The following is a 13,823-nucleotide window of genomic DNA, read 5'->3' as shown; positions in this document are numbered from 1 at the left end:
TCGTTTCGCTTGCCGTCGGCATCGCGGCACGGCACGCTGCGTTTCCATGAAAACCGCCCTTTTCGCCGCCGCCGCGCTGCTCGCGCTCACCCCCGCATATGCCGCGCCGGATTATGCCGCGCGGGTCGCGAAGGTTCTGAAGAAGACCCCGCTGATCGACGGGCATAATGACTGGCCCGAGGCGCTGCGCGGCAATGCGAAGGAGGGGCGCTGGACGCTCGATCTGACGAAGGGCCTCGGCACCGGCCCCGATCCGTACAACACCGATATCGAGCGGCTGCGCGCGGGCAAGGTCGGTGGGCAATTCTGGTCGGTGTGGGTCTCCGCCGGCTTGCCGCCGCTGGAGCAGGTGAAGGAGACGCTGGAGGAGATCGACCTCGTCAAGCATATCGTCGCGCGTTACCCGAACGACTTCGCGATCGCGCGCACCGCGGCCGACGTGCGGCGCATCCACGCGCAGGGCAAGATCGCCTCGCTGATCGGGGTCGAGGGCGGCGGGCAGATCGACAGCAGCTTTTCGGTCCTGCGCGCCTATCACGAACTGGGCGCGGGCTATCTGACGCTCACCCATTCGCGCACGATCGAGTGGGCGGATTCGGCGACCGACAATCCCAAACATGGCGGCCTGACCCCGTTCGGCGAAGCGGTGGTGAAGGAGCTCAACCGGCTGGGCATGCTGGTCGACCTGAGCCATGTCAGCGCGGAGACGATGAAGGACGCGCTGCGCGTCACCAAGGCGCCGGTCATCTTCTCGCATTCCAGTGCCTTCGGGGTCGATCCGCACCCGCGCAACGTGCCCGATGACGTGCTGGCGCTGGTGAAGGCGAATGGCGGCGTGGTGATGGTCAATTATGCCGACAGCTATGTCTCCGAAGCCTATTGGCGCTGGGAATCGGATCGGTCGGCTGAACGCGCGCGGCTCAACACGCCGCCCTTCGGCGGAATGCTGATCGGCCAGCCGGACAAGGCGGCCGAGGCGCTGAAGGCGTGGGAGGCGGCGCATCCCGCGCCGGTCGTCACGCTGGCGATGGTGGCGGACCATATCGATCATATCGCGAAGGTGGCCGGGATTGACCATGTCGGGCTGGGTTCGGACTATGACGGGGTGAGCAACAAGCTGCCCAAGGGGCTGGAGGATGTCTCCACCTATCCGGCCTTGCTCGCCGAACTGATGAAGCGCGGGTGGAGCGATGCCGATATCGCGAAGCTGGCGGGCGAAAATGTGCTGCGCGTGATGGGCGAGGCGGAGAAGGTCGCGGTGGCGATGAAGGCCGAACCGTGGGCGACCGCGACGGTGGAAATGCTCGATAGCAAGAAGGAGGCGGGCAAATGATCCGCGCAACGATCGCGCTGCTGGCGCTTGCCGTCGCAGCCCCGCTCGCGGCGGCCCCGGCCAAGCTGCCGCGCGTCGATATCAAGACCGACAAGGGCGACATCATCGTCGAGCTGGAGGTGAAGAAGGCGCCGATCACCGCCAACAATTTCCTCAAATATGTCGACGGCAAGAAGCTGGACGGCACCAAATTCTATCGCGCCGCGCGGGCGAAGGGCGATCCCAAGATGGGCTTCGTGCAGGGCGGGATCCAGCACAGCATCTTCCGATCCTTCCCCCCGATCGCGCACGAACCGACCAGCAAGACGGGCCTCAAGCACCTCGCCGGCACGATCTCGATGGCGCGGATGGAGCCGGGGACGGCGATGGGCGACTTCTTCATCATGGTCAGCCCCGCGCCCGGCATGGACGCGAAGGGCAAGGAGCTTGGCTATGCCGCCTTCGGCCGCGTGGTGAAGGGCATGGACGTGGTGAAGGCGATCCTGGCGGCGAAGACGATCGCCAATGCGGGCACCGGATCGATGAAGGGGCAATATATCGAAAAGCCCGTCAAGATTTTGAGCGCGCGACGGGTTCCCTAAGCCTCGCGGGCGATTTTCGAGGCTCGCGGAGCGTCCTGCGACCGCTGCGAGTCGCAGCGTCACGATGACGCGCGAAAGTTGTCAAACTTGTCACTACGTCATCGCGGGAATGCATCCCTTTGATGGGATATTGATTGGCATTCGCAATAATGGCGCGACGGCTGACGATGAGAAAGAGCGACGCGCGAGCGCGATAGGGTGAATATGTACTCTGTTTGTTCTTGTTTGTCAAGTGTGCCCGATGTCGCGTCATCCCGGCGGAGGCGGGGATCTCTGGCGGCTCTTGCGGCTGGCTGATCCCTTTATCTCCTGAGATCCCGGCCTCCGCCGGGATGACGGGTGGAGAATGGGCGGCAAGCGGCGCAATTGCAGACATTGGGGGTGTGTGCAAAATAGGCGAATGAGCGAAGAACCAGAATGGCTAAACGCACAACGTGAGCAGCAGCGTAAGTCTCTGAACTTAATGCAGGGAACGTTCGTAGGTGCCGCCGTTTTACCATTGATACTTACGCCCGTAGTCGCTTTTGGTCGAGCTTTGGGAGCGCTGGGTATTGCGTTATATTTAGCGACCGCCGCTATGGCTATCTTCGATCTAGCCAAGCGCTTCACTTCTCGCGGTGAGCCGCTGCGCTATATGGCTATAATGCTTGTAATCGTGTGCGGCTTCTTAGGCCTGATGTTTGCGCCAATCGCGTTGATATAGTCAAAAAAACGCCCGCATTGCCGTCCGCGTATGAGAAGAATTCGGCTCGCAGTGTGAGCCGAGACGCCGACTTCTTCGGCGGCGAATGACCGCTTTCCATCCCAAAGCCGAAATTCCCAAATCGTCACCCCGGACTTGATCCGGGGTCCAGCTTCTTCTGCCTCCCTCTCCCGCTTGCGGGAGAGGGCTGGGGTGAGGGTCTGCCTCGCCTCCGAGGGGCGGTGGAAGAAGGAAGAAGACCCTCATCCAAACCTTCTCCCGCAGGCGGGAGAAAGCTTCAGAAGGATGAAGAAGCTGGACCCCGGATCAAGTCCGGGGTGACGTTGGGGAGGGGAGGGCTTTGCGCGCCGGCTTCGTCGTTGCGAGCGGAGTGGGGCGATACGTTCTCCGCGCCTCTCCAGTGCGGAGTGGATTGCCGCGTCGCCTGCGGCTCCTCGCAATGACGAGGTGGGGAGACGACGGGACGGGACGGGCTATGCGCCTGGACTTCTCCAATTGAGATGCCTCAATGACGAAAAGCGATTTGCACCGCCGCCCTAAAGCGCGTTAGTCCCCGAAAAAGCGCGCACGGCCCGCAAGAGGCCGGCGTGGGAGGAGCGAGATGGGAGGGGCAGGATGACCATCGGGATCGTCGCGCCGGGCGCCGTGGTGCTGGTCGTCGGCGGCACGGGCGCGATCGGGATCGAGATCGCCGCGCAGGCCGCCGAGGGCGGGGCGAAGACGATCGTTCACGGATCGCGTGAGGAAAGCTGCGCCAAGGCGATCGAGACGCTGCGCGCGCGATGCCCGAAGGGGGATTTCACGCCGTTGGTGTCCGATCTGACCGCGCCCGGATCGTCGGCGGCGCTGGTCGGGACGGCGGCGGGGGTGCACAGTCGGCTCGACGCGCTGATCCACGCGGCCGGCTATGGCCCGGCGCGCGCGATCAGCGGGCCGCTGAGCCGCACCGATCCGGCGGCCTATGGCGCGTTCCTGGAAATGGGCGTCGCGAGCTTTCAGGAGATGTGCCACGCGGCGCTGCCGCACCTGAGCGAGACGCGCGGGGCGATCGTGGCGTTTGCGTCGGATTCGGGCCTGTTCGCGGCGCCGCGCCAGTCGCTGGTGGCGGCGCGGATGGCGGCGATCATCGCCTTCGTGCGCAATCTGGGGCTGGAGACGGCGCGCGACGGGGTGCGGATCAACTGCATTTCGCCCAGCTATGTCGAACAGACGCCGATCTTCGATCGCTTTCTGGAGCTGGGCGGCGGGCGCGTGCAAAAGGCGCGCGACAAGGCCGGCCTCGGCCTGCCGACCCCGGCCGATATCGCGCCGCTCGCGCTTTTCCTGTGCGGGCCGCTGTCGACCAAGATCACCGGCCAGATCATCAGCATCAACGGAGGGCTCAATGCCTGACGCGCCTGCTCCCGAAATCCGCTTCCGCCACGCCGATGAGGAGGAGTGGCAGGAGGTGCGCGTGATCGGTGACGACAATGGTCGCCGCATGGCCGTGCGCGAGAAATGGCTGGAGTTCACCCCCGGATCGATGACGCTGCTGGCCAGCTGGGATCCCGGCATGATCATCCGCAAGCATGGGCATAACAGCCGACAGGTCATCTACGTCCTGAAAGGATCGATGCGCTTCGGCGATGTCGAATGCAGCGCGGGGATGCAGATCGTGCTGGAGCAGGGGATGGCGGGCGGGCCGATGATCGCCGGCCCCGAGGGTGTGGAATTGTTCGAGGTTTTCATGGGCGATGCGCGGTCCTGGTCCGACGATCAGGCCGACTATGAGGCGTTGCTGGCCGAACAGGGGTTGCGCGAATTGCCCCACGCCAAGCTGCGTTTTCCGGAGTGGATGAACTATCATGGCTGAAGCGACCGCCCCTGCCGCGCCCGTCGATGAGAATGAACCGAAGGGCGGCCTGATCGGCTGGTTCTCGATCGGCATCCTGATGGTGATGACGATCCTGTCCTACCTCGATCGCGGGATCATCGCGCTGATGGTCGATCCCATCAAGGCGGACCTGCACCTGACCGACGTGCAGTTCAGCCTGATCCAGGGCTTTGCCTTCGCCTTGTTCTACGCGCTGTCGAGCGTGCCGATGGGGTGGCTGGCCGATCGCTTTTCGCGGCGCTGGGTGGTCTATTTCGGCGTCACCGGCTGGTCGATCGCGACGATGCTGTGCGGGATGGCGCAGAGTTACTGGCAATTGTTCGCGGCGCGCTTCGCGGTGGGGATGGGGGAGGCGACGCTTTCGCCATCATCCTATGCGATCGTGGGCGATCTGTTTCCCAAAAGGCGGCTGACCTTCGCGATCGGCGTGCTGGCGGGGGGCATCGCGATCGGCGGCGGGCTTTCGCTCGCGATCGGCGGCTTCGTGATGAAATGGGCCGAGGGGATGGGCGGCCTGTGGGGCTTCAAGCCGTGGCAGGTAACGTTCCTGGTCGTCGGCGCGCCGGGCATCTTGATCGCGCCGTTGATCTTCCTGATCCCGCGCCCGAAGCGCGCTCTGCCGACGGCGCGCGAGGCGGAGGCGCTGGCGGCGGCGCCGGGATATGGCGCGTGGCTGCGTTCGCGCGCCTTCTACATCACCACGATTTCGATCGGCGTCGGGCTGCACGCGATCCTGGCTTATGCGGTCGCGGGCTGGGCGCCGGCCTATCTGGGGCGGCATTTCGGCTATGACGCGGCGAAGATCGGCGCCACCCTGGGGCTGGTGCAGGGGATGGCCGGCTTTGCGGGGTTCGTGGGCGGCGGCTGGCTGGTCGACTGGCTGCACAATACGGGGATGCGCGACGCGCATTATCGATATTTCGTGGTCAATTGCATCGCGCTGACGGTGGTGGGGGTGATCGCGTTCACCGTGGTCGAATCCGCCGCGATCGTGCTGCTGATGATCGGGATGATCCACATCATGCTGCCCTTCACCAGCCCGGCGATCGCGCACATTCAGGTATCGACCCCGCCGCGTTTCCGCGCGCGGACGATCGCGATCTTCATGGTGGTGCTGAACCTGATCGGGATGATCACCGGGCCGTCGATCGTCGCGATCTTTACCGAGAAGGTCTATGGCGGGGCCGAGCATGTGGGGCTGGGCATCGCGACCACCTATGCGATCTTCGGGCCGGCTTCGGCGATCGTGCTGCTGATCGGCCTCAAGGCCGGGCGGCGGGCGATTGCGGCGAACGGGGAAGGGTGACGAGCCCGGCGACGAGTAGGGCGGTCGCGACCAGATAGACGTTGCGCGCGTTGGACCAGAAGCCGGCCTCGACATCGGCGAAGCGCGCGCCGTGGAGTGCGACCCCGCCAGCGACGAAGGCGATCAGCAGCACCACCGTCGCCCGCCATCCCGCCTGCGCGCCGAGAAGGTACAGGATCAGGGCGGTCAGCGCCGGGAACAGATCATAATCCTGCAGGCGCGGATTCAGGATTGCGGCGAGGAAGAACAGCAGCAGGACGAAGCCGGGATCGGCCAGCCGCCCCTGCCTCCACGCCGATCCGATCGTAATGGTGGCGGCGGTGAGGACGATCAGGGCGTGCGCGATCAGCGCCCCGGCAGACCCCAATTGCCCGGCGAGGCGACCATAAGCCGCAATCCCCAGGTCGCCCTGCGCCAGCGTCTGGGTCGTCAGGTTGCGGATGAATATCGCGGTCTCATCGGGCCGCACGACGGCGTAGAGCGCAATCAGGACAACGACCGCGCCGATCGTCGCCGCTGCCGCGATCATATGGGGGCGGAGCGGCTGACGGCGGGCCATCGCGACGCCGAGGGGCAGGAGCACGTAAGCGATCATATAGGGCTTCACGATCGCCGTGACCGCAACCGCCGCGAGGAAGGTCCAGCGGTCGCGCGGCGCATCGAAACCGCGCGCGGCAAGGCCCAGGATCGCCAGTTGCAGGAAGGGGGTGATGTTGCCCGTCGTGATTGCAGCAATGCCCAAGCCGCCGATGGCGAGGCCCAGGAACGTCGCCAGCGCCGCCCCCGGCCGCGCGCGGATCGTGGCGCCATAGAGCAGGGTCAGCAGGGTATAGACCGTCAGCAGCTTCAGATCGAACTGCGCGCCAAGCGCCTGAAAAAAGTGCCGCATGATCGGATGATAGGTGAAATACATCGGGCCGTGCGGCGACCGGATCAGCGGTCCGTTTTCGGCCGCGCTGCGATAAACGGCGAGGTCGAGCATCGGTGCGTGGGCGTGCTCGATCAGCGCATCGGCGAACTGCTCGGCGGCGAGCAGGATCAGCGCGGCGAGGAGCAGCCAGTGGAGCGCGCGCTCTTTGGTCGTCATATGTTGAGCTTGTGGAAGATCGGGCGCGGGAGGGCGCGGACGATCGCCATGATGATCGCCCACAAAGCGGGCGCATAGACGACCGGCTGACCACGATCGATCGCGGCGACGATCCGCTTGGCGACATCGGCGGGGGAGGCCATGCGCTGCCCCTTCGACTGCAGCGCGGCGGTCATCGCGGTGGCGGTGGGGCCGGGCTTGGCGAGGACGACGCGGACGTTGGTGGCAGCCAGCCGGTGCTGCATCCCCTGCGCGTAGCGATCGACCAGACCTTTCGCGGCGCCATAGACGTAGTTGGTCTTGCGCCCGCGATCGCCCGCGACCGACCCGATGATCGCGATCGTGCCGCGATCGACGGGGACCATGTGGCGCGCAAAGGCTTCGGCGAACAGAGCGGGCGAGACGCCGTTGACCAGCATCGTATCGGCGGCGAGCGCGCCGTCATTCTGGCACGCCTGCTGATCGGGCAGAGTGCCGTGCGCGATCAGGGCGATGTCGACCGGCCGTTCGGCACAGAGCGCGCCGACGATCATGTCGACGGCCTGCGGATCGTGGAAGTCGCTGGCGACGAGCGTGTCGATCGCCGAGGCGGGGCTGCGCACCTTCAGATCGGCGGCGACGGCGTCGAGGCGGGCGGCGTCGCGGCCCACGAGGGTCAGATCATGGCCACGCCCGGCCCAGAGGCGCGCGCAATGTTCGGCGATGCCGGAGGTCGCGCCGATGATCGCGATACGGCTCATATCAGGCCTAGCCGCTTCGACTGGTGCGAGGCGAAGCGGCCGATCGCGTGGTGGCGGGCGCGGACCTCCTGAAAGGCCTGCCAGTTCGGGTAGCTCGCCTTGAACATCGCCTCGCTCATCCGCGCATCCTTCGCCAGATAGATCCGCCCGCCCAGATCGAGGACCGCCCGATCGAGCAGGTCGAGCAACGCGAACACCGCCGGCTCCGCCTTGAAATCGAGCGCGAGCGTATAGCCTTCGGTGGGGAAGGACAGCAGGTTTCGGTTCGCGCGACCGAACTGTTTGAGGACGGCGAGGAACGCGCCCTGGCCCGACATGGCGATCGTTTCGAGGATGCGGCGCAGCCCCTGCGCGCCGGGCAGGACGAACTGATACTGGACGAAGCCCTGCCGGCCGTAGAGGCGGTTCCATTCGGCAAGGCCGTCGAGCGGGTGGAAATGCGGTTCGTACGGGATCGTGCGCGTGCGGACGGCCGAGGGGCCGCGCGCGTAGAACAGGGCGTTGAACGCCTTGCCGGTCGCGCGGTTGAGAAGGCCCGAGGGCATGTCGAACGGGACAGCGCGGGGCGGTTTCGTGCGTGGGGTCAGCGGGCCTTCGTCGGCATGTTCGCCGAGCATCAGCAACGAGCGGCCGAGGTTCTTGCCGCGCGCGAGGCAATCGATCCAGGCGGCGGAATAGGTGGCGCTGCCGTAGGTTTCGAAGGCGGCGAGGATGGCGTCGAGATCGCGCGCCCTGACCGTGGTTTCGCGGATCAGGCTGGATCGGATCTTCCGCATCCGGATCGTGGCGGACAGGATCACGCCGGTCAGCCCCATGCCCCCGCAGGTCGCGTGGAACAGATCGGGCTGCGCGTCGGGGCCGATGCGGACGACCTCACCATTGCCCAGCAGCAGATCGATCGCGACGACATGATCGCCGAACGTGCCGTCGACATGGTGGTTCTTGCCGTGCACGTCGCTGGCGATCGCGCCGCCGACGGTGACGAAGCGGGTGCCGGGCGTGACGGGCAGGAACCAGCCGCGCGGAACGAGCAGGGTCAGGATCTCGTCGAGCGAGACGCCCGCGTCGCAGCTGAGCAGCCCGCTGTCGGGATCGAAGGCGTGGAAGCGATCGAGGCCGCGCATCGCGACGACATCGTCCGCCAGCGCGCTATCCCCATAAGCCCGGCCAAGGCCGCGCGCGATCCCTGGTGAGGCCGCGACGGCGCGGGCGCAGGCGGCAGGATCGGCGGGATAGGCCACCTGCGCGTCGACACGCGGAAACCGGCCCCAGCCGCTCAATTCCATCAGGCGACCGCCCGCGTGACGAAGACGAAACGCTTGTCGAGCTGATATTTGACGTAATTGCCGATCGCGAGGCCGATCGCGCCGCCGACATAGCGCATCACATCGGTGCCGAAGGCGATCTGGAACGAATGTTCGATCACCCAGAAGATCGCGGTCGTGAACAGGCCGAGGCCCGAATAGAGCAGGAACAACCCGCCATCGTGGCGCAGATTGTTCGCGGTGAAGGCGAAGATCCAGCGCTTCTCCAGCACATATTTGGGCGGCAAAGCGGCGCCTATGCCTAGGATCATCGACAGTTCGATCGCGAACGGCCCGCTGTAGAGCGCGATCACGATCATCTGGACGATCAGGTTGATCGCCGAGGATGCTGCGGCAATGGCCGTGTAGAGGATGGCGATGCGGGTCGCGCTCATCCCAATCCCTTGGCCAGCGCGAAGACACCGAGAAAGCCGACGCCGATCAGGATGCTGGCCTTGTCCTTGATCGCGAAGACGATCGGATCGTCGTGCATCTGGCCCCGGTGCGTGATCAGCCAGGCGCGCGAGATCCAGTAGAGCAGGATCGGGCAGGCAAGCCAGATGAAGCGGGGCGATGCGTAGAGCTCCGCCGTCTGCGCGTCGTGAATGTAGAGCGCGAGGACGAGGACCGAGATATAGCCGGACGCGACCCCCATCGCCGACAGCATCTCCAGATCCTGCGGCCCGTAGGATCGCCCGCGCAGCGAGGCTTCGCGCCCGCTGGCCCGCGCGACGAGCAGTTCGCTGACCCGCTTGATGAGCGCGAGGCTGAGGAAGATGAAAAGCGCGAAGGTAAGCAGCCAGAAGGACAAGGGCACGTTGGTGGCCGCCGCGCCCGCGACGATGCGGATCGAATAGAGGCCGGCCAGCACCAATACGTCGACGATCGCGACCTGCTTCAACCGCAGCGAATAAGCGACGGTGACGACGAAATAGATCGTCAGCACGCCCATAAAGACCGGCGGCAGCGCGAGTGCCGCGATCAGCCCAGCGACCAGCAGCAAAGCGGGCCACAAGGCCCATCCGGCGAGCAGGCTCAGGTCGCCCGCCGCAAAGGGGCGATGCTTCTTCAGCCGGTGGTGGCGATCGTCGGCGACGTCAGCGAGATCGTTGAGGATATAGGCGCTCGACGCGGTCAGCCCGAAGACTAGGAACGCGATCAGCGCCGCGATCATGCCGTCGACATCGCGGAAATGGTGCGCGGCGAGGATCGGCACGAAGATGAGCAGGTTTTTGACCCACTGGTGCGGGCGCAGCGCGCGGAACAGGGCGGCAGGGGCGGGCTTGCGGCCATCGGCGAAGACGCATTCGAGCGTTGCCACGGCGCGCACGCGATCGGCGAAGGCGGTCGAGCTGTTTACCAGATAGGCCTTGTCGGCGACGGCCCAAACAGCCAGATCGGCGCCATCGTTGCCGACATAATCGAAGCCCTTTTCGCCGTAGAGCGTGAGCAGCGCGTCGCGCTTCGCCTCCGCCTTCAGGTTCACGCCGTCGCCGGTGGCCAGCACCGTGTCGAAAAGGTTCAGATGGTCGGCGACGGCCTGTGCGAGGCGGCGGTGGCTGGCGGTCGCCAGCACGATCGGACGGCCCTTCGCGCGTTCGGCGCGGAGCCATTCGATCAGGTCTTCGTGATAGGGCAGGGCGGCCGGATCGAAGGGCGTCGCCTCGGCTAGTTGCTCCTTCAGCGCATGCTTGCCAGCCATCGTCCAGCCCGCCAGCCGGACGGCGCGCAGCGGATTGTCGGAGAGATATTGGCTCGCGGTTTCGTGGAGCAGATCGGCGCGGATCAGGGTGCCATCCATGTCGACGACCAGCGGATGCTCGGACGACGGCATGATCCTGACGCTCTCCCCCTGATTGATCGGCGACATGGCCCGTTTAGACGGCAAGGGTGGAAATGGCGATAGCGCTTGACCCGGCCCCTGGGGCCGCCCCGATAAGCGAGGAATGAGCCGAAACCTCTCCGCATCGCAGGCCGCCGCCGTTCTGGGTGTCTCCGTAAAGGCGCTGCGCCTGTACGAGCGAGCCGGGCTGATCGCGCCGGGGCGGACCGCTGCGGGGTGGCGGATCTATGCGCCGGACGCGATGGCGCGGGCGCGCGAAATCGCTGCGTTACGGGGGCTGGGCGTCGCCCTGCGCGAGATCGGGCCGATGCTCGATGCCGATCCCGGCGCGGGGCTGGCGCGGCATGAGGCGCGGTTGCGAAGCGAGGCGGGCCGGATCGCGGAGGCGATCGGGCGGCTGCGGGCGATGCGCCCTGCGGGCGGCGAAGCGACGACGATCGCGTTCGATCTGCCCTGGCCGTGGGGCGGCGAGCGGTTCGAATTGCGGGGTCTGCCGCCGATCCTGTGGCTCACCGGCCCGCTGGGCAGCGGCAAGACCCGGTTGGCGATGCGGATCGCGGAAAGCCTGCCCGGTGGGCATTTCGTGGGGCTCGATCGCGATCGGCCGGTCGAGGCGCTGATTGCGGAGGGCGAGGGGCCGCTGGTGGTCGATATGGTCGAGGAGGGGCTGGATGCGGAGGAGCAGGTCGCGCTAGCCGCCCGATTGCGTGCGCGACCGGTGCCGGCGCGGCCGCTGGTGCTGATGACCCGATCGAGCGCGATGCTCGATCTCGGGATGGTGGGCGCGGGGGAGGCGATCATCCTCTGCCCCGCCAATCACAGCCCGCCTGTCTATGTCGATCCGGTGCCGGGCGCGCCGGGTTACGAGGCGCTGGCGACGTGCCTTGCCGCGCCCGAGGTGCGCGCGCGGACGGCGGGGGTGATCGCGATCAGAAGTTGATCACTACCGACGGCGCGCTGCGTTGGGCCTCGCCATGATAGACCGCCTCGATATTGTTGCCATCGGGGTCGATCAGGAAGGCGGCATAATAGCCCGGATGATAGGGCCGCTCGCCCGGCGCGCCATTGTCGACCCCGCCGGCCGCCAGCCCGGCGGCGTGGAAGGCATCGACCATCGCGCGATCCTGCGCCTGAAAGGCGATGTGGCTGCGGCCGGTGGGCGTGCCTTGCGCCGCCGCGCTGTCCATCGTCGATACGAACAGTTCGTCGACCCAGAAATAATCCGCCTCCGACCCGCCGATCGGCACGTCGAGCGCCTTCATCACCGCCTCGTAGAAGCGGCGGCTGGCGTCGAGATCGACGACGACCAGCTGGAGATGATCGATCAGGCGGCCACGTTGCAGCGTCTGCGTTTCCATGTCGAACCTCGCGGAAGGGTTTGGGCGAAAACGGCGGATGTGGAGGAATGATCCGTGACATTCATCCTCCCCCGCCAGGGGGAGGTGGCGCCGGAGGCGACGGAGGGGGAGGGCGGCGGTCAGCGAGCGTCCCGTATCCTCCCCCTCCGTCAGCTACGCTGACACCTCCCCCTGGCGGGGGAGGATGGTGGTTAGAGTTTCAGGCCCCGTGCGATCGTCTTGAGTGTGGTCTTGCCGTAGGGCGGCTTGAAGCCGGCGAGCTTGGTCACGTCGATCTTGGGTTGGACGTACACCGCCTTGGCGTGGCTGAAGGTGCGGAAGCCGTCTTGCCCGTGATAGCTGCCCATGCCCGACGGGCCGACCCCGCCGAAGGGAAGGTCGTCGATCCCGGCGTGGAAGACGGTGTCGTTGACGGTCACGCCGCCCGATATCGTGCGCGAGAGAACGGCGTCCTGCTCGGCGGCGTCGCGGCCGAAATAATAGAGGCCGAGCGGGCGATCATGCGCGTTCACATAGGCGATCGCATCGTCGATCGCTGCGTAGCGTTTGATCGGCAGGATCGGGCCGAAAATCTCCTCGCGCATCACCGCCATGTCGTCGCTGGGATTCAGGATGATGTGGAGCGGCATCTTGTGGCCGTTGGAGCCGCCGAAATCCTCGTTGGCCGGATTGACCTCGATCACCTCGGCCCCCTTGGCGCGGGCATCGTCGAGATAAGCGGTCAGGCGGACATGGTGGCGATCGTTGACCACCGACGTGTAATCGGGGTTGGCGAGCAGGGTCGGGTACATCGCCTTGACCGAGTTGGTCAGCCCGTCGACCACTGCGCGCTCGCTCTCCTCAGGCACCAGCAGATAATCGGGGGCGAGGCAGATCTGCCCGGCGTTGAGCATCTTGCCGGTCGCGATCCGATCGGTCGCCACCGCGATATCGGCGGATCGGCCGATGATCGTCGGCGATTTGCCGCCCAGTTCCAGCGTCACCGGCACCAGATTGTCGGCGGCGGCGTGGAGGATGTGGCGGCCGATCGCGGTCGCGCCGGTGAACAGCAGATGATCGAAGGGGAGGGCGGAGAAAGCCTTCCCCTCCTCCGGCCCGCCATCGAAGAAGGCGAGTTCGGTTGCGTCGAAATAGCGCGGTGCGGTTTCAGCGAAGAGGGCGGAGACGCGCGGCGTGATCTCCGATGTCTTGACCATCACCCGGTTGCCCGCCGCGAAGGCGCCCGCGACCGGGCCGATCGCAAGCTGCACCGGGAAGTTCCACGGCGAGATCACGCCCACCACGCCCTTGGGCTGATAATCCACCCAGGCGCGCGCGCCGAGCAGGCCGAGCGGGAATTGCAGCGGGCGCTTTTCCCGCCGCATCCAGCGATCGAGATGCGCGAGCGAATGCTTCACCAGCCCGACCGAGCTGACGATATCGACCATCATCGATTGTTCGCGGCTGCGATGTCCGAAATCGTCGGAAATGGCCTGCGCGAAGGCATCGGCATTGTCGGCCATCATCGCGCCGAGTCGCTTCAGCCGATCCTTGCGCGCGGCGGCGGAGACCGGAAGGTCGGCGGCGAAGGCCGCGCGCTGGGCCGCGAGGACCGCCTCCATCCGATCGGCCATGATATTCCCCCCTCTATGTTCTTTGGTAGAGTTTACACGCCGTCACGCCGGCAACAAGACAGGCCGAAACGACCGGGAGGAT

General features: G+C 66.1%; 14 protein-coding genes. 7 read left to right on the top strand and 7 right to left on the bottom strand.

Annotation, left to right across the window (positions count from 1 at the left end; genetic code table 11):
• The first annotated feature begins 46 nt into the window (after positions 1-46).
• The 6 genes from EOD43_RS23175 to EOD43_RS23150 all read left to right on the top strand — a co-directional run bounded on the left by EOD43_RS23175 (position 47) and on the right by EOD43_RS23150 (position 5,796).
• The gene (locus tag EOD43_RS23175) at positions 47-1,333 is read left to right on the top strand and encodes a dipeptidase (RefSeq protein WP_127746796.1); all 1,287 of its coding nucleotides are present in this window, start codon (positions 47-49) and stop codon (positions 1,331-1,333) included.
• Positions 1,330-1,914: a peptidylprolyl isomerase gene (locus tag EOD43_RS23170; RefSeq protein ID WP_127746795.1), complete on the top strand. Its 585-nt coding sequence runs from the start codon at positions 1,330-1,332 to the stop codon at positions 1,912-1,914. The genes EOD43_RS23175 and EOD43_RS23170 overlap by 4 nt, the downstream gene beginning before the upstream one ends.
• Positions 1,915-2,314: 400 nt before the next feature.
• A complete protein-coding gene (locus tag EOD43_RS23165) occupies positions 2,315-2,617 on the top strand; it encodes a hypothetical protein (protein ID WP_127746794.1) in 303 nt (100 codons plus the stop codon).
• A 615-nt stretch (positions 2,618-3,232) separates the two neighbouring features.
• Positions 3,233-4,009 (top strand): SDR family NAD(P)-dependent oxidoreductase, encoded by a 777-nt coding sequence (locus EOD43_RS23160; protein ID WP_127746793.1) that lies wholly within the window; start codon positions 3,233-3,235, stop codon positions 4,007-4,009.
• Positions 4,002-4,469, top strand: coding sequence for a cupin domain-containing protein (locus EOD43_RS23155; protein ID WP_127746792.1), 468 nt, complete (start codon positions 4,002-4,004; stop codon positions 4,467-4,469). Before EOD43_RS23160 ends, EOD43_RS23155 begins: the two co-directional genes overlap by 8 nt.
• Positions 4,462-5,796 carry an MFS transporter gene (locus EOD43_RS23150; RefSeq protein WP_127746791.1) on the top strand — a complete coding sequence of 445 codons (1,335 nt, stop codon included), beginning with the start codon at positions 4,462-4,464 and terminating at the stop codon, positions 5,794-5,796. Before EOD43_RS23155 ends, EOD43_RS23150 begins: the two co-directional genes overlap by 8 nt.
• Here EOD43_RS23150 and EOD43_RS23145 read toward each other — a convergent pair.
• Genes EOD43_RS23145 through EOD43_RS23125 form a run of 5 tightly spaced genes read right to left on the bottom strand, consistent with a single transcriptional unit; the run spans position 5,753 to position 10,761 of the window.
• Positions 5,753-6,883, bottom strand: a complete 1,131-nt coding sequence (locus tag EOD43_RS23145; RefSeq protein WP_127746790.1) for a hypothetical protein — start codon at positions 6,881-6,883, stop codon at positions 5,753-5,755. The two genes, EOD43_RS23150 and EOD43_RS23145, sit on opposite strands and share 44 nt — an antisense overlap.
• Positions 6,880-7,623 carry an SDR family NAD(P)-dependent oxidoreductase gene (locus EOD43_RS23140; RefSeq protein ID WP_127746789.1) on the bottom strand — a complete coding sequence of 248 codons (744 nt, stop codon included), beginning with the start codon at positions 7,621-7,623 and terminating at the stop codon, positions 6,880-6,882. Before EOD43_RS23140 ends, EOD43_RS23145 begins: the two co-directional genes overlap by 4 nt.
• Positions 7,620-8,909, bottom strand: coding sequence for an FAD-binding oxidoreductase (locus EOD43_RS23135; RefSeq protein WP_127746788.1), 1,290 nt, complete (start codon positions 8,907-8,909; stop codon positions 7,620-7,622). The genes EOD43_RS23140 and EOD43_RS23135 overlap by 4 nt, the downstream gene beginning before the upstream one ends.
• Complete coding sequence (locus EOD43_RS23130) at positions 8,909-9,322, bottom strand: GtrA family protein (protein WP_127746787.1); 414 nt, start codon at positions 9,320-9,322, stop codon at positions 8,909-8,911. Before EOD43_RS23130 ends, EOD43_RS23135 begins: the two co-directional genes overlap by 1 nt.
• Positions 9,319-10,761 carry a UbiA family prenyltransferase gene (locus tag EOD43_RS23125; protein WP_127746844.1) on the bottom strand — a complete coding sequence of 481 codons (1,443 nt, stop codon included), beginning with the start codon at positions 10,759-10,761 and terminating at the stop codon, positions 9,319-9,321. The genes EOD43_RS23130 and EOD43_RS23125 overlap by 4 nt, the downstream gene beginning before the upstream one ends.
• Before the next feature lie 112 nt (positions 10,762-10,873).
• Between EOD43_RS23125 and EOD43_RS23120 the strand changes: the two genes are divergently transcribed.
• On the top strand, positions 10,874-11,710 hold the full coding sequence (locus EOD43_RS23120; protein ID WP_127746786.1) for a MerR family transcriptional regulator: 837 nt from the start codon (positions 10,874-10,876) through the stop codon (positions 11,708-11,710).
• Here the strand turns inward: EOD43_RS23120 and EOD43_RS23115 are convergent.
• Positions 11,700-12,128 (bottom strand): VOC family protein, encoded by a 429-nt coding sequence (locus tag EOD43_RS23115; protein WP_127746785.1) that lies wholly within the window; start codon positions 12,126-12,128, stop codon positions 11,700-11,702. The two genes, EOD43_RS23120 and EOD43_RS23115, sit on opposite strands and share 11 nt — an antisense overlap.
• Positions 12,129-12,319: 191 nt before the next feature.
• Positions 12,320-13,741 (bottom strand): coniferyl aldehyde dehydrogenase, encoded by a 1,422-nt coding sequence (locus tag EOD43_RS23110; protein ID WP_164857420.1) that lies wholly within the window; start codon positions 13,739-13,741, stop codon positions 12,320-12,322.
• Positions 13,742-13,823 lie beyond the last annotated feature (82 nt).

Origin of the sequence: Sphingomonas crocodyli (genome assembly GCF_004005865.1) — a bacterium.
Classification (GTDB): domain Bacteria; phylum Pseudomonadota; class Alphaproteobacteria; order Sphingomonadales; family Sphingomonadaceae; genus Rhizorhabdus; species Rhizorhabdus crocodyli.
This window is presented reverse-complemented; position numbering and strand designations above follow the sequence as displayed.

Coding starts and splice junctions, on each gene's coding strand:
- EOD43_RS23175 (WP_127746796.1), top strand. CDS start 47: ATGAAAACCGCCCTTTTCGCCGCCGCCGCGCTGCTCGCGCTCACCCCC.
- EOD43_RS23170 (WP_127746795.1), top strand. CDS start 1,330: ATGATCCGCGCAACGATCGCGCTGCTGGCGCTTGCCGTCGCAGCCCCG.
- EOD43_RS23165 (WP_127746794.1), top strand. CDS start 2,315: ATGAGCGAAGAACCAGAATGGCTAAACGCACAACGTGAGCAGCAGCGT.
- EOD43_RS23160 (WP_127746793.1), top strand. CDS start 3,233: ATGACCATCGGGATCGTCGCGCCGGGCGCCGTGGTGCTGGTCGTCGGC.
- EOD43_RS23155 (WP_127746792.1), top strand. CDS start 4,002: ATGCCTGACGCGCCTGCTCCCGAAATCCGCTTCCGCCACGCCGATGAG.
- EOD43_RS23150 (WP_127746791.1), top strand. CDS start 4,462: ATGGCTGAAGCGACCGCCCCTGCCGCGCCCGTCGATGAGAATGAACCG.
- EOD43_RS23145 (WP_127746790.1), bottom strand. CDS start 6,883: ATGACGACCAAAGAGCGCGCGCTCCACTGGCTGCTCCTCGCCGCGCTG.
- EOD43_RS23140 (WP_127746789.1), bottom strand. CDS start 7,623: ATGAGCCGTATCGCGATCATCGGCGCGACCTCCGGCATCGCCGAACAT.
- EOD43_RS23135 (WP_127746788.1), bottom strand. CDS start 8,909: ATGGAATTGAGCGGCTGGGGCCGGTTTCCGCGTGTCGACGCGCAGGTG.
- EOD43_RS23130 (WP_127746787.1), bottom strand. CDS start 9,322: ATGAGCGCGACCCGCATCGCCATCCTCTACACGGCCATTGCCGCAGCA.
- EOD43_RS23125 (WP_127746844.1), bottom strand. CDS start 10,761: ATGCCGTCGTCCGAGCATCCGCTGGTCGTCGACATGGATGGCACCCTG.
- EOD43_RS23120 (WP_127746786.1), top strand. CDS start 10,874: ATGAGCCGAAACCTCTCCGCATCGCAGGCCGCCGCCGTTCTGGGTGTC.
- EOD43_RS23115 (WP_127746785.1), bottom strand. CDS start 12,128: ATGGAAACGCAGACGCTGCAACGTGGCCGCCTGATCGATCATCTCCAG.
- EOD43_RS23110 (WP_164857420.1), bottom strand. CDS start 13,741: ATGGCCGATCGGATGGAGGCGGTCCTCGCGGCCCAGCGCGCGGCCTTC.